General features: G+C 62.8%; 28 protein-coding genes and 1 riboswitch. Of the genes, 12 read left to right on the top strand and 16 right to left on the bottom strand.

Features of this window, described 5'->3' with window-relative positions:
* Window positions 1-10: 10 nt before the first annotated feature.
* The 4 genes from HMPREF2698_RS01265 to hemL are packed head-to-tail and all read right to left on the bottom strand — an operon-like array spanning window position 11 to window position 3,393.
* Window positions 11-817 carry a cytochrome c biogenesis CcdA family protein gene (locus tag HMPREF2698_RS01265; RefSeq protein WP_070561619.1) on the bottom strand — a complete coding sequence of 269 codons (807 nt, stop codon included), beginning with the start codon at window positions 815-817 and terminating at the stop codon, window positions 11-13.
* Entirely contained in the window at window positions 814-1,419 is a 606-nt protein-coding gene (locus HMPREF2698_RS01260) for a TlpA disulfide reductase family protein (protein WP_070561617.1), read from the bottom strand. Before HMPREF2698_RS01260 ends, HMPREF2698_RS01265 begins: the two co-directional genes overlap by 4 nt.
* Window positions 1,419-2,027, bottom strand: a complete 609-nt coding sequence (locus HMPREF2698_RS01255) for a histidine phosphatase family protein (RefSeq protein WP_070521045.1) — start codon at window positions 2,025-2,027, stop codon at window positions 1,419-1,421. Before HMPREF2698_RS01255 ends, HMPREF2698_RS01260 begins: the two co-directional genes overlap by 1 nt.
* A gap of 31 nt (window positions 2,028-2,058) precedes the next feature.
* Window positions 2,059-3,393 carry a glutamate-1-semialdehyde 2,1-aminomutase gene (gene hemL, locus HMPREF2698_RS01250; protein WP_070521048.1) on the bottom strand — a complete coding sequence of 445 codons (1,335 nt, stop codon included), beginning with the start codon at window positions 3,391-3,393 and terminating at the stop codon, window positions 2,059-2,061.
* A 203-nt stretch (window positions 3,394-3,596) separates the two neighbouring features.
* Here hemL and HMPREF2698_RS01245 point away from each other — a divergent pair, with 203 nt between their 5' ends.
* From HMPREF2698_RS01245 to HMPREF2698_RS01230, 4 genes are all read left to right on the top strand, one after another.
* Window positions 3,597-4,076 carry a hypothetical protein gene (locus HMPREF2698_RS01245; RefSeq protein WP_070561615.1) on the top strand — a complete coding sequence of 160 codons (480 nt, stop codon included), beginning with the start codon at window positions 3,597-3,599 and terminating at the stop codon, window positions 4,074-4,076.
* 223 nt (window positions 4,077-4,299) lie between these two features.
* Entirely contained in the window at window positions 4,300-5,910 is a 1,611-nt protein-coding gene (locus tag HMPREF2698_RS01240; protein WP_070561613.1) for a permuted SH3 domain-containing protein, read from the top strand.
* Window positions 5,907-6,581, top strand: a complete 675-nt coding sequence (locus tag HMPREF2698_RS01235; protein WP_070521058.1) for an ABC transporter ATP-binding protein — start codon at window positions 5,907-5,909, stop codon at window positions 6,579-6,581. Before HMPREF2698_RS01240 ends, HMPREF2698_RS01235 begins: the two co-directional genes overlap by 4 nt.
* Window positions 6,578-7,873, top strand: coding sequence for an ABC transporter permease (locus HMPREF2698_RS01230; protein WP_070561611.1), 1,296 nt, complete (start codon window positions 6,578-6,580; stop codon window positions 7,871-7,873). Before HMPREF2698_RS01235 ends, HMPREF2698_RS01230 begins: the two co-directional genes overlap by 4 nt.
* 163 nt (window positions 7,874-8,036) lie before the next feature.
* Here HMPREF2698_RS01230 and HMPREF2698_RS01225 read toward each other — a convergent pair whose 3' ends face one another.
* Window positions 8,037-8,351, bottom strand: a complete 315-nt coding sequence (locus tag HMPREF2698_RS01225; protein WP_070561609.1) for a DMT family transporter — start codon at window positions 8,349-8,351, stop codon at window positions 8,037-8,039.
* An 11-nt stretch (window positions 8,352-8,362) separates the two neighbouring features.
* Window positions 8,363-8,433, bottom strand: a riboswitch (guanidine-III (ykkC-III) riboswitch).
* A gap of 25 nt (window positions 8,434-8,458) precedes the next feature.
* On the opposite strand from HMPREF2698_RS01225, the gene HMPREF2698_RS01220 reads away from it, so the two are divergent.
* Window positions 8,459-9,298: an NAD(P)-dependent oxidoreductase gene (locus HMPREF2698_RS01220; protein ID WP_070561628.1), complete on the top strand. Its 840-nt coding sequence runs from the start codon at window positions 8,459-8,461 to the stop codon at window positions 9,296-9,298.
* Between the two features lie 9 nt (window positions 9,299-9,307).
* On the opposite strand, the gene HMPREF2698_RS01215 is transcribed toward HMPREF2698_RS01220, so the two are convergent.
* A complete protein-coding gene (locus HMPREF2698_RS01215; protein WP_070533937.1) occupies window positions 9,308-9,931 on the bottom strand; it encodes a Fic/DOC family protein in 624 nt (207 codons plus the stop codon).
* A 386-nt stretch (window positions 9,932-10,317) separates the two neighbouring features.
* Between HMPREF2698_RS01215 and HMPREF2698_RS01210 the strand changes: the two genes are divergently transcribed.
* The 5 genes from HMPREF2698_RS01210 to HMPREF2698_RS01190 all read left to right on the top strand — a co-directional run bounded on the left by HMPREF2698_RS01210 (window position 10,318) and on the right by HMPREF2698_RS01190 (window position 14,094).
* Entirely contained in the window at window positions 10,318-10,896 is a 579-nt protein-coding gene (locus HMPREF2698_RS01210) for an ABC transporter ATP-binding protein (RefSeq protein WP_070561602.1), read from the top strand.
* On the top strand, window positions 10,896-11,912 hold the full coding sequence (locus HMPREF2698_RS01205; RefSeq protein WP_070561600.1) for an ABC transporter permease: 1,017 nt from the start codon (window positions 10,896-10,898) through the stop codon (window positions 11,910-11,912). The genes HMPREF2698_RS01210 and HMPREF2698_RS01205 overlap by 1 nt, the downstream gene beginning before the upstream one ends.
* An 84-nt stretch (window positions 11,913-11,996) precedes the next feature.
* The gene (locus HMPREF2698_RS01200) at window positions 11,997-13,508 is read left to right on the top strand and encodes an ATP-binding cassette domain-containing protein (RefSeq protein ID WP_070561598.1); all 1,512 of its coding nucleotides are present in this window, start codon (window positions 11,997-11,999) and stop codon (window positions 13,506-13,508) included.
* A 68-nt stretch (window positions 13,509-13,576) separates the two neighbouring features.
* The gene (locus tag HMPREF2698_RS01195) at window positions 13,577-13,834 is read left to right on the top strand and encodes a type II toxin-antitoxin system Phd/YefM family antitoxin (RefSeq protein ID WP_070561596.1); all 258 of its coding nucleotides are present in this window, start codon (window positions 13,577-13,579) and stop codon (window positions 13,832-13,834) included.
* 5 nt (window positions 13,835-13,839) lie between these two features.
* Entirely contained in the window at window positions 13,840-14,094 is a 255-nt protein-coding gene (locus HMPREF2698_RS01190) for a Txe/YoeB family addiction module toxin (protein ID WP_070561594.1), read from the top strand.
* 195 nt (window positions 14,095-14,289) lie between these two features.
* On the opposite strand, the gene HMPREF2698_RS01185 is transcribed toward HMPREF2698_RS01190, so the two are convergent.
* The 9 genes from HMPREF2698_RS01185 to HMPREF2698_RS01145 all read right to left on the bottom strand — a co-directional run bounded on the left by HMPREF2698_RS01185 (window position 14,290) and on the right by HMPREF2698_RS01145 (window position 23,491).
* Window positions 14,290-15,672, bottom strand: coding sequence for a protoporphyrinogen oxidase (locus HMPREF2698_RS01185; RefSeq protein ID WP_070561592.1), 1,383 nt, complete (start codon window positions 15,670-15,672; stop codon window positions 14,290-14,292).
* Window positions 15,673-16,713 (bottom strand): uroporphyrinogen decarboxylase, encoded by a 1,041-nt coding sequence (gene hemE / locus HMPREF2698_RS01180; protein WP_070561590.1) that lies wholly within the window; start codon window positions 16,711-16,713, stop codon window positions 15,673-15,675. It abuts the gene before it with no gap.
* Window positions 16,714-16,751: 38 nt separating this feature from the next.
* Window positions 16,752-17,249 carry a tellurium resistance protein TerC gene (locus tag HMPREF2698_RS01175; RefSeq protein ID WP_070521085.1) on the bottom strand — a complete coding sequence of 166 codons (498 nt, stop codon included), beginning with the start codon at window positions 17,247-17,249 and terminating at the stop codon, window positions 16,752-16,754.
* On the bottom strand, window positions 17,246-17,944 hold the full coding sequence (locus tag HMPREF2698_RS01170) for a hypothetical protein (protein WP_070561588.1): 699 nt from the start codon (window positions 17,942-17,944) through the stop codon (window positions 17,246-17,248). Before HMPREF2698_RS01170 ends, HMPREF2698_RS01175 begins: the two co-directional genes overlap by 4 nt.
* Window positions 17,945-17,954: 10 nt before the next feature.
* On the bottom strand, window positions 17,955-18,932 hold the full coding sequence (gene hemB, locus HMPREF2698_RS01165; protein ID WP_070521091.1) for a porphobilinogen synthase: 978 nt from the start codon (window positions 18,930-18,932) through the stop codon (window positions 17,955-17,957).
* A gap of 62 nt (window positions 18,933-18,994) precedes the next feature.
* Window positions 18,995-20,701 (bottom strand): bifunctional uroporphyrinogen-III C-methyltransferase/uroporphyrinogen-III synthase, encoded by a 1,707-nt coding sequence (locus tag HMPREF2698_RS01160; protein WP_070561583.1) that lies wholly within the window; start codon window positions 20,699-20,701, stop codon window positions 18,995-18,997.
* Between the two features lie 178 nt (window positions 20,702-20,879).
* Window positions 20,880-21,770, bottom strand: coding sequence for a hydroxymethylbilane synthase (gene hemC, locus HMPREF2698_RS01155; protein WP_070561581.1), 891 nt, complete (start codon window positions 21,768-21,770; stop codon window positions 20,880-20,882).
* Window positions 21,771-23,147, bottom strand: coding sequence for a glutamyl-tRNA reductase (locus HMPREF2698_RS01150; protein WP_070521098.1), 1,377 nt, complete (start codon window positions 23,145-23,147; stop codon window positions 21,771-21,773).
* Between the two features lie 104 nt (window positions 23,148-23,251).
* The gene (locus tag HMPREF2698_RS01145; RefSeq protein ID WP_070533963.1) at window positions 23,252-23,491 is read right to left on the bottom strand and encodes a glutaredoxin family protein; all 240 of its coding nucleotides are present in this window, start codon (window positions 23,489-23,491) and stop codon (window positions 23,252-23,254) included.
* Between the two features lie 66 nt (window positions 23,492-23,557).
* Between HMPREF2698_RS01145 and HMPREF2698_RS01140 the strand changes: the two genes are divergently transcribed.
* The gene (locus HMPREF2698_RS01140) at window positions 23,558-24,613 is read left to right on the top strand and encodes an HAD-IB family hydrolase (RefSeq protein WP_246819411.1); all 1,056 of its coding nucleotides are present in this window, start codon (window positions 23,558-23,560) and stop codon (window positions 24,611-24,613) included.
* Here HMPREF2698_RS01140 and HMPREF2698_RS01135 read toward each other — a convergent pair.
* Entirely contained in the window at window positions 24,610-25,188 is a 579-nt protein-coding gene (locus tag HMPREF2698_RS01135; RefSeq protein ID WP_070521105.1) for an LURP-one-related/scramblase family protein, read from the bottom strand. The genes HMPREF2698_RS01140 and HMPREF2698_RS01135 overlap by 4 nt on opposite strands.
* Window positions 25,189-25,423: 235 nt before the next feature.
* Between HMPREF2698_RS01135 and HMPREF2698_RS01130 the strand changes: the two genes are divergently transcribed.
* Window positions 25,424-26,608 (top strand): HNH endonuclease signature motif containing protein, encoded by a 1,185-nt coding sequence (locus tag HMPREF2698_RS01130; protein WP_246819410.1) that lies wholly within the window; start codon window positions 25,424-25,426, stop codon window positions 26,606-26,608.
* Window positions 26,609-26,643 lie beyond the last annotated feature (35 nt).

Here is a 26,643-nt window from a genome sequence, read left to right as displayed (position 1 = left end):
AAATTCTCCTTTAGAGCAGCCTCGCGCCATAGGACACGGTCCACTGGCGGATGGCGTTGATGAAATCTCCCCAGAGCCCGGTCAGCAGAGCCAGGCCGACGAGGATCATGGCGATGCCGCCAACGATCTGGATGGCGCGGGAGTGCTTGCGCATCCAGGACACGGTGCGCATGGCCTTGGCGGAGCCGAGTGCCACGAGCAGGAAGGGCAGGCCCAGCCCCAGGCAGTAGCCGATGATCAGGATCGTGCCGCGCAGCGCGGTGGTTCCTTCGGTGCCTGTAGAAACGGACAGGATGGCGGCCAGCGTGGGGCCCAGGCACGGGGTCCAGCCCAGGGCGAAAACCCCGCCAAGCAGGGGCGCGCCCAGCCACGTGGTCCAGCGCCGCGGCGCCATGCGGGTGTCCTTTTGCAACACCGGCACCACGCCCATGAACACGATGCCCATGAGGATGGTGATGACGCCGCCGGCGCGCATGAGGGTATCCGCGTTGAGTGTGAGCGCCGAAATGGCGCCGAAAACCGACACGGTGGCCAGCACAAACACAACGGTAAAGCCCAGCACAAAGAGTGCGGCGGCACCGACCACGGCCCAACGCCGGTGCTTGCCGACGCCCACCCCCAGCTCCTCGTCATAACTGACCTCACCGCCCACCACGGAGGCGAGGTAGGAGATATAACCCGGAACCAGTGGAACCACACATGGCGAGGCAAAGGAGACTAACCCGGCCACAGCGGCGGCGAGCACTCCGAGAAGGAGTGGGCCCGACACGGCGGCATCGGCAAAGCTTTGTCCCACGCCGTCAGCGGCAAGGATCACTGTTCTTTCTCCAGTTCGTCGACGACCTCGAGGACATCCTTCTCCGTAATCTCGGTCAGGAAGACCGCGGCGGGGCGGTGCTGCTTATCCAGAACGATGGTGGTGGGCACCACGGAGGTAGGCACGCCGCCAAGAGCCGCGGCCGTCTTGAAGGGCGGATCGTAGATGGAGGGGTACTCTAGGCCGTTATCGGCCATGAAGTCCCGGGAAATCTCCGGGTTGAAGTCCTTGACGTTAATGCCCAGCACGGTGCCGACCTTGCGCTTTTGCAGCTCCGCGTGGATGGCCTGGAGGTCATCCGATTCGGAGCGGCACGGCGCGCACCATTGACCCCAGGAGTTGAGGACGACGATCTGGTCCTGAAAATCCGAGAGCTTGATCGTCGTGGACTCATCCCGCAGGTCCTCGCCGGAGAAATCCTTGAGCGGCTTGCGGTCTTCCTCCGCATAACGGATGGTGGTCTGCCCGCCAGGTGAAATGAACTCGAAGGTGCCACCGGAAGCAACGGCGTTCTGTGCATTCTCCTCGCTCTGTGTACAGCCAGCCAGGCTCAGCACAGCAAGGACACCGACCACGGCGGCGCGGATACTTCTGCGTCCCATTAGATGTCCTGCGCCGGTTCGGAGTAGAAGATATCGATGATCTCGCGGTCACGGTAGACCAGCGAAGTCACCGAAGCCAGCGCGCACGTGCGGTCCCACGGCGCGTGGGCCAGGCGCTTGCCCAACACGGTGCGCTGCACCATGACGATGGGTAGCTGATGGGAAACCACGATGGCCTCGTGTCCCTCGGCCTTGGCGCGGGCGCGCTCGGCGGCGTCCATCATGCGCGCGGCGATCTCCTCGAAAGGCTCGCCCCACGAGGGCTCAAGCGGGTTGACCATGAGCGGCCAGCGCTGCGGGTTCCACAGCTGCGAGTTCCAGCCCTTGGTGCGCAGGCCCTCGAAGCGGTTGCCGGACTCGATGACGCCCTTGTCGACGTCCACCTCCAAGCCCGTCACCTGCGCAATCGGCAGCGCGGTTTCCTGCGCGCGCTGCAGCGGCGAGGCCGCCAGGTAGGTCACGTCATGGCCTTCGAAGGCTTTCGCTGTGCGTGCGGCCATGGAATGCCCACGGGAGGACAAGTGATAGCCCGGGATGCGTCCGTAAAGGATCTTATCCGGGTTATAAACCTCGCCGTGGCGGACGAAGTGGACGATGGTGGTGGACATATACCTGTGTCTATCCCCTCAAATGGTTGGTTTACTGCGGGCGCTGCGCGCTGGCGGCGGCCTGGGCGGCAGGCTTGAGAGCTGCCTCGATTACCTCAAAATCATTGTCCGTGAGCGCATCAGACACAAACCAGGTCTCGAAGGCTGACGGCGGAACGTACACGCCGCCCTCCAGCAGTGCGTGGAAGAAGGGTGCGAAGCGCCAGGTATCGGCCGCCTGCATATCGGCGAAGTTGCGGCCCTGGCCCTCGGCGAAGCGGATGGAGAACATCGTCTCCGCGCGCTGGATGTGGTGTGCCACTCCGGCGGCATCAAGTGCCGCCGTTATCAGGCTGGTCAGGCAGTCCGCGTTGGCCTGCAGGCGCGGGTACAACTCTTCGTTGGCCAGCTCCAGAGAGGCCAGACCGGAGGCCATCGCCACCGGGTTACCGGACAGCGTGCCCGCCTGGTAGACAGGGCCGGCGGGGGCGAGGGAAGCCATGACGTCGGCGCGGCCGCCGAAGGCAGCTGCCGGCAGGCCACCGGAGACCACCTTGCCGAAGGTCACCAGGTCACCCGCTACCCCATCGACGCCGAACCAGCCCTTGTAGGAGGTGCGGAAACCGGTCATGACCTCGTCGAGGATGAGCAGGGCGCCGTCGGCATGCGCGATCTCCTTGAGTGCCGCGTTGAAGCCCTCCTCCGGGGCCACGGTGCCCATGTTGCCCGCCGCGGCTTCGGCGATGATGCAGGCGATCTCTCCCGGGTGCGCGGCGAAGGCCTCGCGGACGGCGTCGAGATCGTTGTACGGGACGACGATGGTGTCCGCGGCCGAGGCACCCGTGACGCCCGGGGAATCCGGCAGCGCGAAGGTGGCCACGCCGGAGCCAGCCGACGCCAACAGCGCATCCACGTGGCCGTGGTAGCAGCCCTCAAACTTCAGGACCTTGGCGCGGCCGGTGAAACCGCGGGCCAGCCGCACGGCGGACATGGTGGCCTCGGTACCGGAATTGACCAGGCGCACCTGCTCCACCGCGGTGCGCTTGACGATGTGCTCCGCCAGCAACGTCTCGCCCTCGGTGGGCGCGCCGAAGGAGAGGCCATCGGCAGCCGCCTTCTGGACTGCCTCCACGATGGCCGGGTGGGCGTTGCCGTGGATCATCGGGCCATAAGAGCTGACCAGGTCGACGTACTCGTTGCCGTCGATGTCCCAGAGGCGCGAGCCCTCGCCACGGGCGATGACGCGGGCTTGGCCGCCCACGGATCCGAAGGCGCGGACCGGGGAATTCACGCCACCCGGGGTGACCTTCGTGGCGCGCTCGAACCACTCGGCGGACTGGGACGTATTCTGCTGATTTCGCTGGCTGGAGTTAGGCATAGCCCACATTGTATCGGTTTTAGCCCTATACAAAAGTTGGAGTCCCCTCGTGTCCTTCCGTCTTCCCACCACTGCCTCCTAAGCGGCAGCAATCGCTCGCGCTGCGAGCCCGCTACTGTGGCGCTATGCTGGCAGCACACTGTTGATTCTGCCTTTCCTTATTTAAGCGCTGGGGTGCGCTGTGGAGAGGCACTAGCTTAAGGGGGATTCCCATGGCATCGCGCCGTTTTCTTGTCGTTCTTGCTTGCCTTCCGCTGTCTGCCTGCGCTGCCACCCAGGCGGAACCCGCTCCGCGCACCGAACCCAGCCCTACCACCTCGGCCCAACCGACGTCCTGGGAGCCGAATGCCCTGCCCCAGCCGGTCAACCGCTTTGGCGACACCACCTCTATCTCGCCCGCCCCGGCCGAACCGGAATCTGAAACCGAGGCGCCCGCGCCCGCACCCACGACCATCGAGACCCCAGCACCACAGGTAGAAACCGTCACCGTCCGCGCGCCAGCGCCCGCACCTGCACCAGCACCCCGTCCGGCCCCACCGCAGCGGCCCAGGCCCAAGCTGGAACTGCCCGAGCCCCCGCGGGTGCCCACGTCCATCCCCATCCCGCCAGAAGTCCAAGCCGGCCTCGACCACATACCGACGCTTCCCCCGCTGCCGCGCGCGGAGGATATACGCATCGATGTGCCCTTCTAAAAGGCCGATGCCAAGTACGTTTCGATCAAATAGTGGCAGAAAACCGCCCATTTTCGGCCCCTTAGTTGATCGAAACGTCACCAGTCCTCATGGCCCCACACCAACTAAGGGTAGACCCTGATCTACCTCCTATATTCCCCCGCTGTACATGACAGGAAGCATAGCCGAGAGTTAAGCTGAACCCGATTTTCAATGACGGCGTTTACCTGACAGTAAGGGACTCATGAACAAGAAAGCTCTCGGCATCACCGCCGGCGCTATCGCTGCGGTTCTCCTCGCAGGCGGTGGTGGAATGTACGCACTGACCAGCGGCTCCTCCGACATTCAGCTCACCGCAACCGATGTCACGACAACCACCAAGGAAGACCTCATCAGTTCCGTCTCCGCCACCGGCACCGTCTCCGCCGAGCGCGAGCTCTCGCTGACAACCTCGCTGACCGGCCCCATCCAGTCCCTGGACGCGAAGGTGGGTGACCGCGTCGAGGCCCAGCAGCTCCTCGGCCGCATGGACACCACGGAAACCGAGCGCGAGCTCGAAGCCCAGCGCACCTCTCAAGAGGCAGGCAAGCTCGAGGCCGTCCACCAGATCGAGGACGCCCAGCTTCAGCTGCGCCAGCTTCAAGATTCCCTCGACCAAGGCCTCAACCCCGAGGTCAATAGCGCCCAGTCCGCCGTGAATTCGGCGCAGACCGAGTACGCCGAGGCGCAGCGCAAGCTCGATGATGCCCTCGCCACCAAGGGCGACCGCCCCGAGGTTGCCGAAGCCCGCGCGGCCGTCGAGCAGGCGCGCTCCGGGGTGCGCGATGCCGAGTCCAAGTCCTTCCAGTCCGCGCTGGCCTCCATCGGCACCGCCACCGAGGACCCTTCCGGCATCAACACCGCCAGCGCTTTCTTGAGCTACCTCGATTCCGATGAAGCCGTGCAAGACTCCGAGCGCCAATTGAAGGAATCCGAGGAATCCTATGGCCGCCTCCTCCGCGGCATCGACCGCGAGCTCGGCGAACAGCAGCGCGCCACCGCCGCTTCCTACCAGGCCGTCTCCGATGCCGAGCGTGCACTGCAGGCCAGCAACCTGGCCATCGAACACCAAATCGCCTCCCAGTCCCAAGCAGTAAACCATGCGGTGGAGACGGCGGCGTCGGCAAGCGCCAGCAACGCCAAGGAGAATGGGCCTCTGGAGTACACGCTCTCCCAGGCCGACCTGCGCTCCCCTCTGGCAGGCGTTGTCACCGCCGTCAACGGCCAGGCCGGCGCCCCAGCCGAGGGCCCCATCCTCACCGTGGCGGATGATTCCTCCCTGCTGGTGAAATCCACGGTCAAGGAGGGCGATATCGCCCGCATCAAGGTCGGCGATGAAGTCTCCTTCACCTCGCCATCGAGCCCCGGCAAGGAGTACAAGGGCAAAGTCACCTTCATCTCCCCCACGGCCGAACAACCTGAGGTAGAAGCCGGTGCAGGTGGCGGCTCCGGCAAACCATCTGGTTCCACCAAGCCTGAGTTCCCCGTGCACATCCGCGTCGATGGCAACCGCGAGGGCCTGCGCCTTGGTTCCACCACGAAGGTGAAGATCATTACGGAGAAGGACAAGAACGCCATCACCGTGCCGCTCTCCGCCATCTATGAAGAAGGCGGCAAGAAGAACGTCCTCGTCGTCGACAACGGAACGATCCAGGCGCGCGAGGTGAAGATCGCCAGCGAATCTGATTTCTCCGCCGCCATCGCCTCCGGCCTCAAGGAAGGCGAGACCGTCATCAGCCAGGCGGATACGCACAAGGACATGGTCGGCATGTCCGCCTCCGTCGATGGATCCGATGCTGCGGAAGAGAACGCATGAGCCGCCTCATTGAGATGCGGGGAATCGTCAAACGCTTCAACGAGGGCCTCGACAGCGAGCTGACTGTCATCCCCGGCCTCGACTTCAGCGTGGAGGAGGGCGAGTTCGTGGCCGTCGTGGGCCAGTCCGGCTCCGGCAAGTCCACGCTCATGAACATCATCGGCTTGCTCGACCGCCCCACCTCCGGCGAGTACCAGCTGGCTGGGGTGGATGCGCTGGCGCTTGGCGACGACAAACTGGCCTCCTTCCGCGGCCAAAAAATCGGTTTCATCTTCCAGAATTTCAACCTGATCGGCCGCATGTCCGCGCTGAAGAACGTGGAGATGCCCATGGTCTATGCGGGCGTTTCGGCTCACGAGCGCACCCAGCGCGCGCAAGAGCTTTTGGAGATGGTCGGTATGTCCGACCGCATGAACCACCTGCCCAATGAGCTCTCCGGTGGTCAGAAGCAGCGCGTGGCGGTGGCCCGCGCCTTGGCCAACCAGCCGGAGATTCTCCTAGCGGACGAGCCCACCGGCGCGCTGGATTCGCAGACCGGCCGCATGGTCATGGACCTCTTCCACGAACTGCACCGCACGCATGGAAAGACCATTTTGTTCATTACCCACAACCCGGAATTGGCTGATGAATGCAGCCGCACCGTCACGATGAAGGACGGGGTGTTGTCATGAATTTTGCTGAATCCACCAAGATGGCGCTGACCAGCCTGCGCACCAACAAGATGCGCTCGGCGTTGACTCTGTTGGGCGTCATCATCGGCATCGCCGCGGTCATCGCCATCGTCACGCTCGGCCACTCCTTGCAGTCTTCCGTGCAAAAGGATTTGGATAAGGTGGGTGCTAATAACTTCACCGTTCAGGTCAAGGAGCGCCCTGAGGAGGGCGAAGAGGAAGAAGCCGATGATCCCTTCATGGGCGGCGGCTTCGTCGAAGACGAGTCCTCCATGCTCACCCCGGACATGTTGGACCGCGCCAAGGAGGTCTTGGGAGATCAGATCGCCGGCATCAATATCGGCGAGTACAGCTCTTATTCCGGCGCCCTCGTGGTCGAGGGCGAATCCGGGGAGGAGACTGCCAACCTCCTGGTCCGCCCGACCAACCCGGACTATGTCTCCGGCTCCTCCTATTCCATCGTGGCCGGACGCTTCCTCAGCGAGGATGATATCGATTCCAGCCGGGCAGTGACCATGCTGGATAAGGAAACCGCCACCAAGCTTTTCGGCGCTCCTGAAGACGCCATTGGCCAATACGTGAGCTTTGAAAGCCAGGAGGCCTCCCCGATCGAGCTCGCCGTCATCGGTGTTTTTGAGGAACCGCAAACCGGCCCCCTGGTGGGCGGTGGCCCCAGCCAAACCGCCTTCGTTCCTTACCCGCTGGAGGCCGAGCTTTCCGATTCCCCAGGTGCTGGCACCGCGTTCAGCGAAGTCACCGTTCGCGGCAACCCGGACTTGGACAAGGCCGCGGTGGCTAGCAACCTGCAGCGCGTCTTCGATAGCTACTACAAAGACAACCCCGACTACATGGTCAAGGTGTCTGACTTCAGCGATGACCTCGCGTCCTTGAACCAGATCTTCACCACGATGAGCCTGGTGCTCGCGGCCATCGGCGGCATCTCGCTGCTCGTCGGTGGCATCGGCGTGATGAACATTATGCTCATCACCGTCACGGAGCGCACCCGTGAGATTGGCATCCGCAAAGCGCTTGGCGCACGCCGCCGTGATATCCGCATCCAGTTCATCACGGAGGCCATCGTGGTCTGCCTCATCGGTGGTCTCATCGGCATCGCCATCGGCACCGCAGCCGGCATGGCGGGCGCGGCCGCCATCGGCTCACTCGTAGCGCCGCCGCTGTGGGCGGTCATCCTCTCGCTGCTCTTCTCACTGGCTATTGGCCTCTTCTTCGGCTACTACCCTGCCGGAAAGGCCGCGAAGCTGGACCCGATTGAGGCGCTGCGCTACGAATAGCAAAGCGTTCAGCCGAACCGGAACAAAAAGATAGCCCCAGCGATGCTGGGGCCAGAGCCTATTTGCCTTGCGGCTTGATATCCAGAAGCCTACTACGCAAGTACATAGGCATCCACTCACCGAACTATCGATTCTCCTTCGTCGTTTCAAACGACGACGCCTCCTAATGCACCACCTTCAGGCCCACGATCCCACCAATGATCATGGCCAGGAACAGCACCTTCCACACGGTTGCCGCCTCATGTCCGGCGGCGAAGGAATAGATGACGGTGACCACCGCGCCCACGCCGGCCCACACCGCGTAGGCGGTGCCCACGGGGATGGACTTCATGGCCCAGCCCAACCCGCCCATCGAAATGGCACAGGCAACAAGAAATACTACCGAAGGCCATAGGCGGCTAAAGCCCTCCGACTTATCCAGAGCCGCCGCCCACACGGCCTCGAAAGCACCAGAGAAAATCAACACGAACCACGACATGGCCAGCCCTTTCTGGCCGTCTTGTCGCGTCACCGGGTACGGCTCCCTCGTCCGGGGCTCGCATGAATCGCGGCGAGCCTGCCCACAATAATGGCACACTGGGCGGCATGAAGATTGCATTCCTAGGTACTGGCCGCATGGGCACCGAGCTCGCCCGACACCTCCTCAAGAACCATGAGCTCACCGTTTGGAACCGCACCGCCGAGCGCGCGCAGCCGCTGGTCGAGTCCGGCGCTACCCTCGCCGATTCCCCCACCGCCGCCGTAGAAGGCGCAGAGGTCATCATTACCTCGCTCTTTGGCCCCGATGACATCCGTGAGCAAGTCATTGACGCCAACCTCATCCCGGACGGCGTGACCTGGATCGATACCACGACCGTCTCCCCCGACGCCGCCCGCGAATTCGCCGCCGCGGTTGACTCTTATGTCCACGCGCCCGTCGTCGGCTCGCTGGGCCCAGCGCGCGAGGGCAAGCTCGGCATTTACGTGGGCACGCCTGACGACGACCGCCGCGAGCTCGCCATGACCATCGCCGAGCCGTGGGCCGATGAGAACAAGCTCATCGGCGTGGAGTCCGCCGCCACCGCGGCGATTGGCAAGCTCCTGGCCAACCTAGCACTTGCCGTTACCGCGGAGGGCGTGCTGGAAGCACTCCACCTCGGCGAGTCCGAGGGCCTCGATTCCGAGGTCATCCTCGAGATGCTCGACATCACCGGCCTGGCCTTCATGAAGAACATGAAGGGCCCGTTCATCACCGGCGAGCGCAACACCACTCCGGGTGACTTCACCGTGGATGCCCTGTGCAAGGACGCCAAGCTCATGGAGATGACCGCCAACAAGCCGCTGCCTGCAGTGGCCGCCGCCATCGAGCGCTTTGAGGAACAGCAGGCCATGGGCCACGGCGACCAGGACTTCTCCTCCATCTTCGTCTTCCGCAACAAGGGCTAGCCTCGAGAGCTAGGCACTGCGCTTTCCGACGAGCCCGCGCAGCACCTCCTCCAGCTGCGCGTTATCCCCCGTGTCCTGGCTGTGAAAGCGCGCGGCAATAAACTCCGCGCGTACGCGGCTATCACTCGCTAGCCGCTCCACATTAAGTTGGTATCCTGCCGCCGTAACCAGCGCATCAAAGAACACCGTCTGCGTACGGGTATTGCCTTCCCTAAAACTATGCACCACATTGAGCTCGCCCCACAGCTCCGCCAGCTTGGTCACAAACTCATCAATCTCTAGGCCACGCAGAAAATCATCCTTCGCCAGCCCCGCAAACAGCTTCTCTGCTGCCTTCGTCATTTCCGGCCCCGCCGGATAGTAGGCATGCCCAGCCTTAATCATGAACTGGTCTGTAGGGGCAGTCCGCTCTTCACCCGCCCAGTCATACACATCCTGAAAAAGATGTCGATGTATAGCCTTGAAGTGCGCGTAGTCAAAAGCACCTTCCACAGGTGCCGACTCCAACTCGGTTATCCGAAGAAATACAAGCTTTTCTTCCAAGATCCGTAGTTCTTCTGCGTCATCTAACCCCAAGCGATTCTTCAGAACCTTGGTCCCTGGAATGAAATAGCTCTCCCAGCCCCCGCTCATGTTTCTCCCCCGCGCTCTATTTCAGCGAAGCTCGCCGAACACGAGCGATAGCTTCGTCGGCAGATAATGTCCCTGCAGCCACCTCGCGGCCCAGCTGGCGCACGTACTCATCAGTCACATCGTGGCCTGCTAGACGCAACGCAGCATCACTCAACGCTAACGGATCACGGCCGCTACTACTGCTGCTTTCAATTTGAACAGGCTCCGACATTGCTATCCTCCCGAGTTTTCAACTACATTTTCTCTCATTTTAGCAGCTCATGACACCAACCCCAAGGGTGTTTCCCACCTCGAAAAGAACGTTCGGGGCGTGCATTTTGCTAAACTTCATAAATAAGTTTTAACTATTGTCTAGCCGCCCAATGTAAGGAGCTCGCCGCCCAGCAATGCTTTCCATCGACGCCGATTATGGACATTCCACGCCCCTTGGACACCTTGAGAAGGACTTCGCCCCAGGCCGCATCTATGGCCTCGCTGGGCCCAACGGTTCAGGTAAATCCACGTTGCTAGCCACGCTCGGCGGTGAGCTTGCGCCTCTCGAAGGCTCAGTGGAGTACGACGGCCATCCCGTCGGCACGAAGGAGCAGCCAAGCGCTGTGATCACGGTGGCCGAGCCGGTTTTCCTCCCCGACCTCACCGTGGGCGAGCACCTGGATTTGATAGGAAAGGCGACAGGGGTGGACGTCGCCAAGCTCTGCGAGCTCTGGGCGCTTGAGCCTCTCCTTCCACACCCTGCCTCGCGCCTGTCCTCGGGCCAGCGCCAGCGCGTCTTTCTGGCAGCACAGCTGTACCAGCCGGCGCGCGCAGTGCTTATCGACGAGCCCGAGCGCCACCTCGACGCCACCTGGACCGAGTTCCTCGCAAACGAATTGCGCTACCTAGCCGACGAGGAGAATCGCTGCATCGTCGTGGCCTCGCATTCCGACACGATCACCCAGGCCTGCGACGAGGTGGTGCAGCTGTGATGCGCACGCTATCCCGGCTAGGTGATGGCATTTGGTATCTCATCCTCGCCGGCATCGTCATCGGCTTCGGCTACACAGGCTGGCAAGAAGTCAGCGCCGTCGTGCCTATCATCCCGGCGCGCATCACGCTGACTGGTGTCGCTCCTATTGCCGGCATCGTGGGACTGCTCGCTCTCATCGTGTTCGCCGAGACTCTTTATCCCCTACGGGCGCTCTCCCGGGAACGTTGGGTGTACGTTGATCGCCCGCGCGGCAAACTCCGCGGTACCGACTGGATCACATTGGCGCAGCTGATCGGCTTCGGGGTATTGGGGCTCGGCATCTGCGTGTCCACCGGGCTATCCCCGTGGTTCGCGCTTGTGGCGCCAGCCCTGCGTTTTGTCGTGGGGTGGCGCTCGTTCACGCTGGCTTCGCTTCTCAGCGCTGGACGCACGCGCCTGGTCGGTGGATCTGGCCTTGGCCTGCTTGATTCGGAGGTCACCTCCGATGCCATTGCGAGCCAATCCGCCTGGATTCCTCGTCGCGCCCATGCGCCCTCCACGTTGACGGGTCTCTTCTTCCGTCGTCTGGGACGACGGTGGTACATCGGCGTCGGTGCGCTCGCAGCCCTCGGCTTGACGTTGGGGTTCGCCCCACAGCTCGGGGCGCTGGCTATCGTCGGATTCATGTCCGCGTGGAGCATCGTCGGCGCGGCGGTTGGGCGCGCTGCCTCCTTCGGCCGCGTCAGCGACGATGCATGGCCCGACTGGGGCCTTCCCCTTATCGCTTCAGTGGGCACGGCGCTCCTTGGTGCTGGTGTCCTCCTCTTGGTGTGGAAGCTCTCCGCCATCGCAGTGGTGCTCATCATCGCCGGTCTTAGCTGGGCGTCGTTTAAGCGTTCCCGCCCGGCACAGGTAGACAGCATGTCCATGCTGGACAGCGGCGGCTTCGGTGTCTCCTTCTCCCCCGAGGTGCTGCACTACATTGCCCGCGGCGCCCTCGGTCTTGGTGTGGCGGCCCTTGCGCTGGGGTATTAGCCGGGCTAGTCTTTCGGGCATGAAGATTTTTTCCTAATTCGACGTCACACTTTTTACGCGACTTACTCGAAGGTGGATTTCTTCATGCCTATTTCTTTTTCTCATCTCACCGTCACCTGGCCCGACGGCACCCCCTGTTTCACGGAGCTCACCGGCACGTTTTCCTCGCACTTCACGGGCTTGGTCGGTGCGAATGGTTCCGGAAAATCAACGCTAGCCAAGGTACTTGCAGGCCTCATTGCCCCGACTTCGGGAACGGTATCCGCGGGCTCAGTCCTCTATGTCGACCAGGATTTAGGCCTCCATACGTCTAGCACCATCGCCGATGTCTTTGGCGCGACCGAAGTCCTCAACGCCATTGCCCGCATTGAGGCTGGCGAATACTCGGAAGAGCTCGCCGCCACTGTTGGTGAGCAGTGGGACTTAGCAGAACGTATTGAAGCAGCTCTCGACGCTGCGGGTATCCCCTTCCCCTTAGAGCGCACTATCGGAACACTGTCGGGTGGTGAAGCGGTGACCGTGGCACTGACCGCCGCATTCTTCCGCAAGCCGGATTTCCTCATCCTCGACGAGCCCACCAACAACCTGGACTCCTCATCACGCCAGCGCCTGCTCGAGCTCATTCGCACCGCACCGATGCCGGTTCTCGTCGTCTCACACGACCGCGAGCTCCTCGCGCACGCGGATAGCATTGCGGAGCTCTACCACGGAACACTTCGCGAGTTCGAGGGAAACTACTCCTCCTACCGCGCAGCGATTGATGCCGAGCAGGATTCCGCGCAGGCCAAGGTCCGAGAGACCAAGGCCGAACACCGCAAACAAATCCGCGAGCGCGCCGCCATGCAGACCCGCATTGCGCGCGATGCCCGCCGCGGCAAGAACTTCGCCGCCTCGAAGCGCAAACCCGGCATGGCCATGGGCTTGGACAAGAACCGTTCTGAGCGCTCGGCCGCTGGGCGTTCTCAACAGGCCAACGATGCAGTGGCTGCCGCCCTGTCGGCTCATGACAAGGCACAGCGCGCGCTTCGCGACGACACCCATGTCCACATCGACCTCCCCGGCACTGAGCTGCCCGTGGGCACCCGCGTGCTGGTCAGCGATCTGCTCAGCATTACTGGCCCTGAGCGTGTTCGCCTCGCCGGGCCCAACGGCAGCGGCAAGACCACCTTCCTCAACCGCATCGCCCGCGGCGACGTCGAGTACGCGCTGCCCTGCGGATACATCCGCCAGCGCATCGTCTTGCCCGCAGAGAAATCGGTGCTCGACATCGTGCGGGAGGCCAACCCCAGCGCAGACCCGCAATTCCTGCGCGACCAGCTAGCCCAGATGCTCTTTATCAACGACAAGATCCACCAGCCCGTGGGCCAGCTTTCTGGTGGCGAGCGCTTCCGCGTCGAAATCGCCCGCGTCCTGCTCAGCGACCCGGCACCGCGCTTTCTGCTTCTCGACGAACCGACGAACAACCTCGATATCCCTACCACCGATTGGCTGGTTGAGGTGCTCACGAGCTACCGCGGGGCATTCATCCTGGTCAGCCACGATGAGCACGTGTGCGAACAGCTCAACCTGACGCGCACCGTTCACGTGGCCCCATAAACTGAAACCCCTCTAGCGCTCACCCTCTTTGCGTTGTACAGTTTCTTGTACAAGAAGGGAGATAGCTTATGAAAACCATGTCCTACTCGGAATCGCGAGCAAGATACGCCGAGGTCCTACAGTCGGTCGTTGATGACCGTGAGGAAGTCATCATCACTCGCAGTGGTCATGAGTCTGCAGTCATCGTTTCCTTAGATGACTACAACTCTCTTCGCGAAACCGCTTACCTTCTGCGTTCCCCTCGCAATGCCCAGCGCCTGCTTGACTCCATCGAGAGCCTCAACGCCGGGGAAGCAACGAAGCACGATCTCATTGAGGAAGACTAAGCTTCATGATTCTTTCGTGGACAGAGGAAGCATGGGAGGACTACCTCTGGTGGCAAGCTCACGACAAGAAGATCCTCAAGAGAGTCAATAGCCTCATTAAGGACATTGCACGAAATGGCAATGACGGGATAGGAAAACCCGAACCACTCAAGTTCGAGTTAGCCGGGTTCTGGTCTCGACGAATTACCGAAGAGCACCGACTGATCTATCGCATTAAGGGCGCGACCATCGAGATTGCTGGGTGCAGATACCACTACTAGCTAGCGTCAACTTCCCGTATCGCCTCTGCCTAAAAGGCATCTGGCAAAAGGCATCAGTCATAAGGCGTTTTCACGGCTAAAAACGCCTTTTATGCCCTTGACAAATGGCGTTTTTAGACCCAAAGATACCTTTTATCAGACGCCTTTTGCGGGGCGCCCTTTGTGAGGTGCCAAAAGGCAGGCGCCGACAGCGAGCTAGCTGACGAGTACCTGCGCGGCAGCGCGGGCGCCGGCGATGACGGCCGGCACGCCGACTCCATCGGCCCAGGCGCCGGCGGTGGCGATACCGGGGACGTCGGCAAGCGCGGCACGCACGGCGGCAACGGTAGCCAGGTGCTTTTCGTCATAGCGGGGGATGCCGCCGAACCAGCGCTGCGTGTAGATCTCCTCCACGCCGGCGGCGCGGCCGTCGAAGCCGGTGATCTTCTGCAGGTCATCAAGGGCATAGTCCACCAGGTCATCCTCCTCCGCGCGCACGAGGGCGTCATCGCCGAAGCGGCCGAAGGAGGCGCGCACGAGGAAGCCTTCGCGCTCGTTCAGGTGCGGCCACTTATTGGATGAGAGCGTGAAAGCCTTGGCGCGCACGCCGGGCTCGTCAGAGGCGACGAGAATGCCGGTGGCCTCCGGAAGGGAGTTGCCCTCCGGGTCCGTGGCGGAGGCGAAGTTGAAGCCGACGACTACAGAGGAGGCCAGCTGGACAGAAGACAACTCCTGGGCGGCCTCCGGAGCCACGGACTTGAGCAGGCGCGCGGTCGTCGGAGCCGGGGTGGCAAAGAGCACGCGGTCGAAGGGACCGATATCCCCCGGCGCGCCCTTGACCTCAAAGGCATCACCCTTGCGTGTAACACCCGAGACGAAGGTGTCCAGGTGGATCTGCGCGCCGGACTTCTCAGCCAGGGCCTCATAAAGCTCGGCGTAGCCGCCCTTGAAGGTGCCGAAGACGGAGCCTTCGGCCGGGCTGCGGCCGGACTCGATCTGTTTGATTGCCGCCGACAGGGTTACCGGTCCCTCTTTCGCCAGCGAGTCCAGCGTGGCCGCTAGGTGCGGAACCGTGGCGCGCAGGCCCAGATCATCGGCCGTACAGGAGTACACACCGCCGAGCAGCGCGGAGACCACGTGATCCACCACGTCATCGCCGTATTGCTGGCGCACGAGCTTGCCCACGGAGACGTCCCCGCCGACTTCCCATTCGAAGGGCTGCTCGTTGGTGATGCGCTCATTGGTGGCAGCGGAGAAGAAGTCCTGCGGCGCGGAAGGAATGCCCATGACCCCACCCTGCGGCAGGAAGTGCAGCTCGCCGCCTGTATACACGCGCGGGCGCAGCTGACTGTTGGGTTCCACGAAGGAATCCTCCAAGCCCAGCTCCGTGAAGAAATCCACGGCATCCTGGCGGCGGCGGATGAAGGCCTCCGCGCCCATGTCCGTGGGGCCGCCGTTGAAAGCCACGGTGTGCAGCTTGCCGCCGATGCGATCGGCCGCCTCGAAAACGTAGACCTCGTGGGAGCCCTCGGTGTTGTGCTTGAGTTCCCACGCGGCGGTGAGTCCCGCCAGTCCAGCACCAATGATCGCGATTTTCATTTAGCCCTCCTCGTGGATGATGGCGACGGCGCGGGTGATGGCGTCGGCGTCGGTAGTCGGCAGAACCCCGTGGCCGAGGTTCCAGATGTGTCCCTTCACGTCGCCGCGCTCCCTTGCACGGGCGACCTCTGCCTTGATGGTGCGCACGCCCTGTCGCACCGCGTCCTCGCCGGCAAAGAGCAAAGCTGGATCAAGGTTGCCCTGCAGAATGTCTGCATCGACGCGTGCCGCGGCGGCATCCATGCTCACGCGGTAATCCACGCCCATGACCTCCGAACCGGCCTCCGACATCGCGCCGAGCAACTCGCCGGTTCCCACGCCGAAGTGAATGCGCGGCACGCGGCCCTCCGCGGCCTTAAGGATCTGCGTTGAATAGGGCAGAACAAACTCGCGGTAGTCGCGCTCATTGAGGTAGCCCGCCCAGGAATCAAAGAGCTGCATCGCATCGATGCCCGCTTCCAGCTGAAGCTGGAGGAAAGAGATGATCGTCGGGGTCAGGCGCTCCATGAGCTGGTGCCAGGTATCTGGCTCGGAATGCATCAGGGCCTTGGTGCGCTCATGATTCTTCGAGGGGCCACCCTCAATGAGGTAGCTGGCCAAAGTGAAAGGCGCACCGACAAAACCGATGAGTGCCTGCTTGTCGGTGAGCTCGTTCAGAATGATCTCGATGCCCTGACGCACCTCGGGCACGTCGACGTCGAGGATAGGCAGGTTCGCCACATCCTCCTTGCTGCGCACGGGCGCATCCATGACTGGGCCGCGCCCAGGGACGATTTCCACGCCGACGCCCGCGGCCTTGAGCGGGACGACGATATCGCTGAACAGGATGGCGCCATCAACGTCGTGGCGGCGCACCGGCTGCAGGGTAATCTCCGCCAGCAGCTCCGGCATGAAGCAGGAATCCAGCATGCTGATTCCCTCACGGACCTTGCGGTACTCCGGCAAAGAACGCCCCGCCTGGCGCATGAACCAGACGGGCGGACGGGACGGGGTGCGGCCGGAAGCGGCCTCAATAAGCGGCGCGGCAGACAGACGAGACATACCGTCCATTATGAATCAAAAGTTGGAGTGGGCGCCAATCAGGAATTCTGCGCCCGACGGGCCTTAATGAACGCCGTCGAGTCTGGATGAAAGAGGAAGAAGATTCCCACCATGAGCGCCATCGGAATGAGCAACAAGAGCAGCCCGCCCACGCCGGCAATCAGCGCCGCTATGCTGACGAACATGGCATAGGCGGAAACCGCGGTAATGATGCGGCGCGCCCACACCGAACCGTTTGCTAACTGCGCGGAGCACGCCGCAATGATGACAGCGCTCACCACATGAGAAATGGCAGCAAAGCGCGTATTGAAACGGATATAGCCCACCTGCTCTGGGCTGAGTTCGGGGTTGGTCACCGAGCCATAGGAGCCAAAGAGTCCCACCATTCCGGCGGTCAACATCACAACGGCGGCAACCACAAAGACCCAATAGGAGATGCGCAGCTGGGAAGGCCAGGTGGAAAGATCCTGCTCGCCCTGCTTCTTAGGGCGGCGCGGACGGCGATTATAGTCCGCGGGGCCGGGGCGGTCATTCATCGCTTGCCGTCCTTGTCTCTTTCTTTCTCCTTGTCCTTGTTTTTCTTCTCGCGCTCCTCCAGGTTTTCCTGACGGCGCTGCTCTTCCATCTCCTTGCGCATCTGGCGCATCTGTTCCATCTCGCCGGTGTACTCAAGAACTTCTTCCTTGGAGGAGAAGATCAAGCCCATGACGGCGGCCACGCCGACGAGGATCTGCACGCCGCCATCGAGGACGAACAGCCAGTCCGGAACGCTCGCCCCAGCGGGGCTGCTCATGAAGACGATGAGCACGCGGAAGGCGAAGTAGAGGGAGAAGGCGAACCACAGGCGCCGGCCGGTGCCGGCCGCCGAGGAGTTCTTGTGGATCAAGCCCAGCATGATGCCCAGCAGGACGACGATGGCGAGCGATATCAGCGAGCTGAACGCCACCGAGCCATAGCCCACGAGTTGCACGAGGGCATCGCTGGCGTCCTGCCCAGACTTTTCCGCTGCGGACTCCGCGGTGGTGCGGGCCTGGGCAAAGAGCTCGTCCCGGTTCAGAAGGGTCAGCACGATGCTCAGGACTAGGTGCACCACCTCAAGCACCAAGGCAACGGCCCACACCTTGAGCATGAGGGAAACGGCTTCGGTGCGAGTGGCCTTCTCCTTATCCGGCTCCTTGTCCTGCTTCGCCGGCTTCTGCGCCGACGAAGCCGTGTTCGGGCTGAACGTCACGATTCTCCTTTTACTTGAGCAAGCGGGCGGCGTCCGTGGCGAAGTACGTCAGGATCTGGTCCGCGCCCGCGCGCTTGAACGCAGTCAAGGACTCCAGCATAACGGCCTCACCATCGATCCACCCGTTCTGGGCGGCTGCCTGAATCATCGCATACTCGCCGGACACCTGGTACACGGCTACCGGCACGGAGGAGCGCTCCACGGCACCGGCCAGCACATCGAGGTACGGCAGGCCAGGCTTAACCATGACGATGTCCGCGCCTTCCTCGATGTCCAGGTCCACCTCCAGCATGGACTCGCGGAAGTTGCGCGGATCCTGCTGGTAGGTGCGGCGGTCGCCCTCCAGGGAGGAGCCCACCGCATCGCGGAAGGGACCGAAGAAGGCGGAGGCGTACTTGGCGGAATAGGCCATGATGGCCACGTCCTCGTGGCCGGCCTCGTCGAGGGCCTCGCGGATGGCGGCAATCTGGCCGTCCATCATGCCGGAGGGGCTGACCATGTGCGCACCAGCGCGGGCCTGAGAGCGGGCCATGTCCTGGTAGAGCTCCACGGTTTCATCGTTGAGCACGCGGCCCTTGTCATCGATCACACCGCAGTGACCGTGCGAGGTGAACTCATCGAGGCAGGTATCCGCCATCACGATGAGGTCATCGCCGAACTCTTTGCGCAGCTCGGCAATCGCAACGTTGAGGATGCCCTGCGGGTCCCAAGCCACGGAGCCGGTTGCATCCTTGTCTTCCTCACGCGGCACACCGAAAAGGTCAACGCAGGTCACGCCGGCGTCAAGTGCCTCGTGGGCGGCGCGCTTGAGGGAATCCAAGCTGTGCTGCGCCACTCCCGGCATGGAGGGGATCTCGCGGGCTTCATCCAGACCATCGACGACGAACATCGGGAGGATGAGGTCGGAGGGGCGCAGCGACGTTTCCGCAACCAAGTCCCTAAAAGCCGGGTTCTGACGCAGGCGGCGGGGGCGGCGAGCAATGCTCATGAGTAAAAACTCTCCTTTGAGCTACGAGAAAATCAAAAGTACTTTCTCGACTCTAGTCGCCCCTAATCTGCCTTCCCAGCAGTGGTCGACGCCGACTTCTTGCGCGAGCGGCGCTTCTTGCGCGGAGCAGGCAGGTTGCCGGCGGCGCGGAGGGCGGCGACGTGGTCAGCGAGGGCGTCGACAAGCGTCGGCACATCCGCAACCTCCGGGACCACGTCCACGCGCAGCCCCACCTCCTCGGCCGCCGCCTTGGTGGAGGGGCCGATGCACGCGATGATGGTCCGGGCATGGGGCTTGCCGGCGATGCCGACGAGGTTGCGCACCGTCGACGGCGAGGTAAAGGCCACCGCATCGAAGCCACCGGACTTGATCATGTCGCGGATCTCCGCCGCCGGCGGGGCCGCGCGCACGGTACGGTAGGCCACCACGTCATCGACTTCCCAGCCCAAGTCCAACAGGCCGTTCACCAGAGTCTCGCCGGCGATATCAGCGCGCGGCAGCAACACACGTCCCACGGCGTCGATGTCCTCAACGTAGTTGGGGAAGACCTCCACGAGGCCCTCGGCATTCTGCTTCCTCGCCGGCGGCAGAAGCTCCGGGACCATGCCCTTGGCGCGAATCGCATCGGCAGTCTTCTGCCCCACCGCCGCCAGGTGCACACCGGCGAAGTCGCGGGCATCGAGGCCGAGTTCCGCAATCTTCTTCCACACCGCGCTCACCGCATTGACGGAGGTGAACACGACCCACTTGTAGCGGCCTTCGACGATGCCCTTGATGGCGCGGTCCATCTGCGCCGGGTTGCGCGGCGGTTCCACGGAGATAGTGGGCACCGACTGCGGAATGGCACCGTGACCAGCCAGGCGGGCGCTCATCGCCGCGGCCTGCTCCTTCGTGCGCGGCACGAGCACGCGCCAGCCATAGAGCGAACGGTTCTCCCACCAGGAGTACTTCGAGCGATCATCAAAACTGCGGCCCAGGGTGACCACGAGCTCGCCCGGCAGCTCAGCGTCGAGCTTGCCCAGCGTTCCCAGAGTGGTCTCGTGGGTGCGCTGCAGACGGGTGGTGCCGTGGACGGTGACGTAGGCTTCCGTCTCCGCGGGCATCCCGCGCTCCACCAGCTCGGCGGAAATGACCGGCAGGTCATCTGCCGTGGCCTGCAAAACCAGCGGCTGCGTCGCAGAGGCCAGCGCGTCCCAATCCGCACCTTCGGTGATGTCGGCCTCGGTATAGGTCGCACCGAGAGCAATACCTGCAAAAGACGGAACCGTCGAAGGCAGGGACATGCCCGGGACCACCTGGAATTCCATACCCGCATTGGCCACGGCGGTGATTTCCGCCTTGATGGACTCGCGGTTGAGCGGGTTTCCGGTGACCAGGCGGATCACGTCGTGGCCCTCGGCGCGCTCGAGCGCCTCACGCAGTTGCTTGACAACGTCCCCCGCGGCCTCCTCAAACACCGCTGCCGTCGGCGGAGCCGGGCGCGGCGGCTTGCGGCGCGCACCCGCCTCCTTCGCGGCGGCGCAGATGCGCTCGTACTCCTCCTCGGCGGCATCGAGAAGCTCCTGCGGAACCGGCACCTGCTGCGCCACCATGTCGCGCACGCCTTGGGAAACGGCGGCGTCGGTAACAACGTTGGCTGTCGTCTCCAGAACCTCGCGGGCGCGAACGGTCAGCAGGTCGGGGTTGCCTGGGCCGGCACCGACGAAGACGACTTTGCCCAGATCAGACTTACCCAGCTCAGGCTGGGTATCCGGCACGGCTTTGCTCATAAGGTTCTTTTCTAGTTTGTGGATTCCGAGTGCCCCGGCGCCACGCGTGGCAGGCGCGGGAAATGGAGACAAGAAAGCCCCTCACTCGCGAGTTAAGGGGGCCTAAATCATTGCTCTCAATGATTGTGTGCTAGATACACACTAAAGGAAAAGGCCCCAAAGCAAAAATTACGTGCGATTACTCCGCTGCCAGGAGGTCTGCAGCTCCCTGTGCGAAGAGCTCCTCGGAGACCGCGCGCCCCAATTCTTCTGCCTCGCTGGCCTCGCCCTGGGCCTGAGCGATGAGCTGACGAGAACCATCGAGGGCGAAGACTCCGCCGCGCACGACCAGTTGCTCGCCTTCCCAGTGAGAGACCGCGGCAACCGGCGCGGTGCAGCCGGCTTCTAGCCGGGAGAGCACGGTGCGCTCGGCGCGGGTGGCGGCGGTGGCGGGGGCGTCGACAAGCAGGGCAATGGCCTGTGCAGCCTCCGTTCCCTTCACTGCCTCGATGGCCAGCGCGCCCTGTGCCGGGGCGGGCATGAAAACCTCCGGGTCGAAGACCTCGGTGGCGCGATCGGCATAGCCCGCGCGCACGAGGCCGGCGTAGGCCAGGAGGACGGCGTCGAGCTCGCCACCGGTGACCTTGCCCATGCGGGTATCGATATTGCCTCGAAGTGGGCGAATGTCAAGGTCCGGGCGCAGCGCCCGCAACTGGCTGATGCGGCGCGGCGCGGAGGTACCTACGCGTGCGCCCTCCGGCAGCTCCTTGAGGGTCAGGCCATCGCGGGCGATAAGCGCTTCGCGGATGTCCTGGCGCTGCGGAACCACAAGGTCGAAGCGTTCGTCGGCAGCCGTGGGCAGATCCTTGAAGGAGTGCACCGCGATCTCGCACTCGCCGCGGGCAACGGCCTCACGCAGGGCCTGCGTAAATACGCCCACGCCGATGCGCTCCACGGGCGCCATGTTGACATCCCCCTGCGTGGTGACGATGTGCAGCTCTGCCTCATAGCCTGCCTGCTGCAGCCACTCCTGCACGTGCCCCGACTGCGTGGTGGCCAGGAGGGATCCTCGGGTGCCGATCGTCAACATCTATGCGTCCTTTTCTTCCTTAGTGCTTTCCGCGGCTTCCATCTGCGCGGCATCCGGCAGCTCCGCCACGTCAATGGCCACACCGCTGCCCTCTAGCTGGAGCCCAAAGAGTTCCTGCAGCGCGGTCTCGTGGCTCACCGTTCCGGAGTTGGCTGCGAGCTTCTTCGCACGAACCGTGGGCTCATGGAGCAGCTTATCTGCAACGCGCTTGAGAGCACGGTTGATGTCTCCCATCTGGCGCTCATCCAGCTCTGGGTGCTTCTGCTCCAGCCGCGCTACCTCGCACTGAACCAGGTTCGCTGCCCGCTTGCGCAGCGCCGATACCGCCGGGACGACGTCGCGGACGCGCTGCTCGGAAGCATAGGCTTCCAGCTCTTCATTGACGATGCGCCGCGCCTGCGCGTGGGGGCTGGTGCCGGCGGCAAGGTCAGTATCGGCCGCCTGCAAAGAATTACTCAGCCTCTCGATGTTAACGAGGTCGACCCCCTCGACATCTGCTACCGCATCATCGATATCGCGCGGCAAGGAGAGATCCACGAGCATGAGCTCGCGGTCGGCCACGTGGTAACGCTCGACGTCGGCCGCTGAAATGGTGAAATCCTGGGCGCCCGTGGCAGAAATCGCCATGTCCACATCGTGCAAAGCCTGGGCGCGGTGCGCGAACTCAACGACGTCCGCATAGACGCCCGCTTCATGGGCATGTTCCGCCACGCGCTGGGCGCGAGCCAGGGTGCGGTTCGCAATAACCAGGTGTGCTCCCAAGCGCCCCGCGTGGGTTGCCGCTAGCGATGCCATTGCACCCGCCCCCAAGATCAGCACGCGCTTGCCGTCGAGATCCTCCGTGCCCATGCGGCTCAGGGCCTGATCGAAAGCGAAAGAGACCATGGAGGATCCCGCCTCATCGATCTCGGTTTCGGAATGCACCCGCTTGCCGGTGCGCAGCGCGGACTGGGCCAGCGCGTGGATACGCGGCCCGACGGTTCCCTGCTCGACAGCGAACTGATAGGCGGTACGGACTTGACCGATGATTTGCTGCTCACCTACCACCATCGAGTCCAAGCCCGAGGCCACCATCATGAGGTGCTCAGCGGCGGCGTCGGCATAGCGAACATAAAGGTAGGAGCGCAGTTCCTCCTCCCCCACGCCGGAGACTTCAGCGAGGTTGCGCACGACATCCTGCACGCCGGTGTGGAAGGAATTGGTAACGGTGTAGACCTCCAGGCGGTTGCACGTGGAGATAATCATCGCCTCGCTCAGCGAGCCTGCCGACACCATGGCCCGGCACGTATGGTTCTGCACGGTCTCGTCCATGCTCAGCTTTTCCAGCAGCGCCACCGGCGCCGACTGATGCGACATGCCCACGACGAGCACACTCATGCACTACCCTCCAGTTGTTTATCATCCCTTTGGATGACATAGATCATCCAAAAGACTACTAGCCTTCTGCTTGTTTCCGAAACTCGCGGGAACGCCGAAGAAAACTACTGCGCCAGCGCCTGCGCTAGCTCCTCGTTGTCCACTTCCCAACAGGAGAATTCCTCCCCATCAATCACTACAACGGGGACGCGATCACCATATTCCATGGCCAGCTCCGCATCCTCATCCACCGTGCGCACGTTAAGCTCCGCACCAGCCTGCTGGACCACCGGAGTAATCTGCTCGAGCACTCGCGCGCAGGAGCCACACGTAGTACGCACCATCAGCTCGACGACGTGGGACATAGAAACTCCTCGATAGGACGTAGAACGGTTTGCGGTTTACTATGGACACGTTAGTCTGCCCGCCCTATGAAAGCTGAACGCGTGCCCCTCCCCCTGCCTCCCGGTATGCCCGATTCTCCCCGCGAGTTCCTTGCCAACTGGACCGCAAGCAGGGGAAACCTACGTAACTTCTTGGAGCAACAGGCCTTTGCCCCGCTGGGTGAAGAGCACCAGCGGGCGGCAGGTGAGGCGTCGGCAGCTGCGGCGGTGGAACATCTCTTTGGCATTGACCTGGATGCGTTTTCCTCTGGCGTGGATTCCGTCCGGGGCTCCTTCGAATCGGCGGGTTCGCGCTCCATCACTGAGCCCGACCCGGACATCCCCCAGGACGTTGGCGCCGCCGCCTTCTTCGACGTGGATAACACGTTGATCCAAGGCTCCTCGCTCGTAGCCTTCGCGCTGGGGCTTGCGCGCCGCCGCTACTTCAAGCTTTCTGAGATCCTTCCCATCGCATGGAAGCAGCTCAAATTCCGCGTCTCCGGCTCAGAGAATGCCGCGGACGTAGCCGCCGGGCGCGTGCAGGCGCTCGAGTTCGTCAAGGGCCGCTCGGTGGATGAGATGGTGGCCCTGTGCGAGAGCATCGTGGACCAATCCATGGCACGCAAGGCCTACCCGGGCACAAAACAGCTAGCCCAGATGCACCTCGATGCCGGCCAGCAGGTATGGCTGGTTACCGCGACCCCCGTGCAGCTGGCGCAGATTCTGGCGCAGCGTTTCGGTTTCACGGGCGCACTCGGCACCGTGGCGGAAGTAAAAGATGGCCGCTTCACCGGCCGCCTCGTGGGCGATATCCTCCACGGCTCGGGCAAAAAGCACGCCGTGGCAGCACTGGCCACCTTGGAGAACCTCGACCTTGAGCGCTGCACCGCCTACTCCGACAGCTCCAACGACGTCCCGATGCTCTCCATGGTGGGAACCCCCGTGGCCATTAACCCGGATTCCAAGCTGCGCGATATCGCGGAGGAAAAAGGCTGGCTCATCCGCGACTACCGCTCCGTGCGCAAGGCCGTGCGCACCTATGGCCTCCCAGCGCTGGCCACCGCGCTCTTTTCCTATGGAGGCTGGCGCATGGTGCGCCGCTAGCTGCTGTTCTGCTGCTTGGTGCGCAGCATATCCATGCACATGACCGCACCGATGAGCCCCGCATGCTGCTGCGGGTCGAGCCCCGGCGCGATGCTGAGTTTGTAGGTATTCTTCCCGGCTAGGAACCGTCCCACGCCTGACCATTCGTTGCGGACCTCCGCCAGCGGCTGACCCTGGCTGGTAATCGTGATATTCCAATCCCAGACATCGCCTTCAATTTCAATCTCTGGGAAGCCTTCCATCTCCAAGGTCAGGCGCGTCTTTAGCAGGGAGAACTTCTTGGTCACCACTGCCATGGGCTTCTCGACGCCCGGCAAATACACCTCATATGTATCCCGCACGAAGTTCGGCGGATCCTTGATCACCATGAGCGGTTGCTGCGGATTGCCCTGCTCATCCGTGAAGGCAACCTCGAGGCTGCGGGAGGCATTGAAGAACATGTCCTTCATGCTCGACGACTGCACGATGGTGCCCACGGGCACGCCTTGTTCATCGGCGATCAGGAACTGATCCTGCATGAAGGACTTTGTTTGTGAGATAACCAGGTTGTCAAGGGTCAAGAGTCTAGGCAACATAGTTCGCCATCATACGTACGCAGCGGGCTCCTGTGGGGCCGGAAGATATGAGACTTTCCACCTAATACCAAGAGGGCGCTTGTATGTCTCATATTCCTCGACGAAATGCCTACATATCCCCAGGTCATAGTAGATGTCCAGGGCGTGTTTTATAGTGCGCATAGAACATACAAGCGACACCATAAACCTGGGGGACACCGTGAACACCGCCACTCAAACCGCCTACTTTTCCCATATGAACCCTGATTGCGCCCTCGCCGTGGAGCGCAGCGCCGCCCGCCGCGCGGACTATCGCTCATGGGTAGCTGCCATGCCAGATCTCGATGAGGATTTTGATGTTGCGTGCCAGAGGCTCGTCGCCAAGCTTGGCGTCGGTGACTACACCGTGAGCGAATGCTGCCTGGCCGTGCACCGCCTCACGGAGCTACCGCAGGTCAAGGCCCTGCAGGACAGTCAGTTTCTGCTGGATATGAAGGCGCTCATCACCATCGACCGCACCCTGACGAAGCTGGGCAAGCTACCTCCGGAAACGCTCGCGCTTATCGACGATGCCCTGGTTGATTACTTCACCCCTACCTCCCCGAATCAAGTCTTCCCTACACCGGCGCAGATTGGGCGCAAGGTGCGCGATATTTGCAAGAGCATCAATAAAGCTTTTACCTTCCGCGATTCGCCGAAGAAGGACTCTTATACTTTTACCGATACTGGCGAGCGCGGCATCCTCGAGCTCAACACGGACAGTGCCACGGGAATGATTCTGGATGGCTACATCAAACAGGCAGCGAAGGAGAACGGGCTCTCGCAGGCTGATGCCCTAAAGAAGCTCATCGCCGGCAGCATCTCTCCGCCCACGACCATCATTCTGCACACCTACCAAGCTAGTGATATCGACAACGCTCCCACCTTCGTCCAAGGGTATGGATGGACATCGCAGGACATGCCCGCCACACGCACGCGCGACCTGTCCTCGCAGCCGCCGGAATCAGCCAGCTACATAGCTTCAGAGCTCATCCGCAAATATGTGGAAGGCCGCGATGGCACCTGCCGCGCTCCGGGCTGCAACCGGCCGGCATACCTGTGCCAGATGGACCACCGCATCAACTATGCCGACGGCGGCGCCACGCACCCGCGCAACCTGGCCAGCCTGTGCCAACACCATCACAATATGAAGACTGATGGGCGCGCGCACTACATCATGGACCCACACACCGGGGAAATGGTGTGGCTCTACGAGGATGGGACGTGGGCCACGACGGAGCCGACCGGCCCGCTGGCAAAGAAAGCGAAGCGTTGGGCGCAGACGGTAGCCCAGAAGATCACGGCCACCCGCGAGCGCGCCCAGCAGGAAGCTAAGGAAGCGCACGCCGCTGCCAAGGAACCCCACACTCCGAGCGCACCGCAGGAAGACATTCCGTTCTAGGCGGCTCCGTCGTCTGAAACGACGTCGTGTGAAAC

This window comes from Corynebacterium sp. HMSC072A02 (assembly GCF_001810085.1).
GTDB lineage: Bacteria > Actinomycetota > Actinomycetes > Mycobacteriales > Mycobacteriaceae > Corynebacterium > Corynebacterium hesseae.
This window is presented reverse-complemented; position numbering and strand designations above follow the sequence as displayed.

What these genes read in the sequence shown, in the direction of transcription:
- hemL (WP_070521048.1), bottom strand. Translation starts at nt 3,393, where the DNA reads ATGTGGGCTATGCCTAACTCCAGCCAGCGAAATCAGCAGAATACGTCC.
- HMPREF2698_RS01200 (WP_070561598.1), top strand. Translation starts at nt 11,997, where the DNA reads ATGCCTATTTCTTTTTCTCATCTCACCGTCACCTGGCCCGACGGCACC.
- HMPREF2698_RS01185 (WP_070561592.1), bottom strand. Translation starts at nt 15,672, where the DNA reads ATGAAAATCGCGATCATTGGTGCTGGACTGGCGGGACTCACCGCCGCG.
- HMPREF2698_RS01240 (WP_070561613.1), top strand. Translation starts at nt 4,300, where the DNA reads ATGAACAAGAAAGCTCTCGGCATCACCGCCGGCGCTATCGCTGCGGTT.
- HMPREF2698_RS01220 (WP_070561628.1), top strand. Translation starts at nt 8,459, where the DNA reads ATGAAGATTGCATTCCTAGGTACTGGCCGCATGGGCACCGAGCTCGCC.
- HMPREF2698_RS01195 (WP_070561596.1), top strand. Translation starts at nt 13,577, where the DNA reads ATGAAAACCATGTCCTACTCGGAATCGCGAGCAAGATACGCCGAGGTC.
- HMPREF2698_RS01130 (WP_246819410.1), top strand. Translation starts at nt 25,424, where the DNA reads ATGAACCCTGATTGCGCCCTCGCCGTGGAGCGCAGCGCCGCCCGCCGC.
- HMPREF2698_RS01225 (WP_070561609.1), bottom strand. Translation starts at nt 8,351, where the DNA reads ATGTCGTGGTTCGTGTTGATTTTCTCTGGTGCTTTCGAGGCCGTGTGG.
- HMPREF2698_RS01205 (WP_070561600.1), top strand. Translation starts at nt 10,896, where the DNA reads ATGCGCACGCTATCCCGGCTAGGTGATGGCATTTGGTATCTCATCCTC.
- HMPREF2698_RS01160 (WP_070561583.1), bottom strand. Translation starts at nt 20,701, where the DNA reads ATGAGCAAAGCCGTGCCGGATACCCAGCCTGAGCTGGGTAAGTCTGAT.
- hemE (WP_070561590.1), bottom strand. Translation starts at nt 16,713, where the DNA reads ATGTCTCGTCTGTCTGCCGCGCCGCTTATTGAGGCCGCTTCCGGCCGC.
- HMPREF2698_RS01210 (WP_070561602.1), top strand. Translation starts at nt 10,318, where the DNA reads ATGCTTTCCATCGACGCCGATTATGGACATTCCACGCCCCTTGGACAC.
- HMPREF2698_RS01215 (WP_070533937.1), bottom strand. Translation starts at nt 9,931, where the DNA reads ATGAGCGGGGGCTGGGAGAGCTATTTCATTCCAGGGACCAAGGTTCTG.
- HMPREF2698_RS01235 (WP_070521058.1), top strand. Translation starts at nt 5,907, where the DNA reads ATGAGCCGCCTCATTGAGATGCGGGGAATCGTCAAACGCTTCAACGAG.
- HMPREF2698_RS01135 (WP_070521105.1), bottom strand. Translation starts at nt 25,188, where the DNA reads ATGTTGCCTAGACTCTTGACCCTTGACAACCTGGTTATCTCACAAACA.
- HMPREF2698_RS01245 (WP_070561615.1), top strand. Translation starts at nt 3,597, where the DNA reads ATGGCATCGCGCCGTTTTCTTGTCGTTCTTGCTTGCCTTCCGCTGTCT.
- HMPREF2698_RS01190 (WP_070561594.1), top strand. Translation starts at nt 13,840, where the DNA reads ATGATTCTTTCGTGGACAGAGGAAGCATGGGAGGACTACCTCTGGTGG.
- HMPREF2698_RS01150 (WP_070521098.1), bottom strand. Translation starts at nt 23,147, where the DNA reads ATGAGTGTGCTCGTCGTGGGCATGTCGCATCAGTCGGCGCCGGTGGCG.
- HMPREF2698_RS01260 (WP_070561617.1), bottom strand. Translation starts at nt 1,419, where the DNA reads ATGGGACGCAGAAGTATCCGCGCCGCCGTGGTCGGTGTCCTTGCTGTG.
- HMPREF2698_RS01140 (WP_246819411.1), top strand. Translation starts at nt 23,558, where the DNA reads ATGAAAGCTGAACGCGTGCCCCTCCCCCTGCCTCCCGGTATGCCCGAT.
- HMPREF2698_RS01230 (WP_070561611.1), top strand. Translation starts at nt 6,578, where the DNA reads ATGAATTTTGCTGAATCCACCAAGATGGCGCTGACCAGCCTGCGCACC.
- hemB (WP_070521091.1), bottom strand. Translation starts at nt 18,932, where the DNA reads ATGAGCATTGCTCGCCGCCCCCGCCGCCTGCGTCAGAACCCGGCTTTT.
- HMPREF2698_RS01255 (WP_070521045.1), bottom strand. Translation starts at nt 2,027, where the DNA reads ATGTCCACCACCATCGTCCACTTCGTCCGCCACGGCGAGGTTTATAAC.
- HMPREF2698_RS01175 (WP_070521085.1), bottom strand. Translation starts at nt 17,249, where the DNA reads ATGAATGACCGCCCCGGCCCCGCGGACTATAATCGCCGTCCGCGCCGC.
- HMPREF2698_RS01145 (WP_070533963.1), bottom strand. Translation starts at nt 23,491, where the DNA reads ATGTCCCACGTCGTCGAGCTGATGGTGCGTACTACGTGTGGCTCCTGC.
- hemC (WP_070561581.1), bottom strand. Translation starts at nt 21,770, where the DNA reads ATGTTGACGATCGGCACCCGAGGATCCCTCCTGGCCACCACGCAGTCG.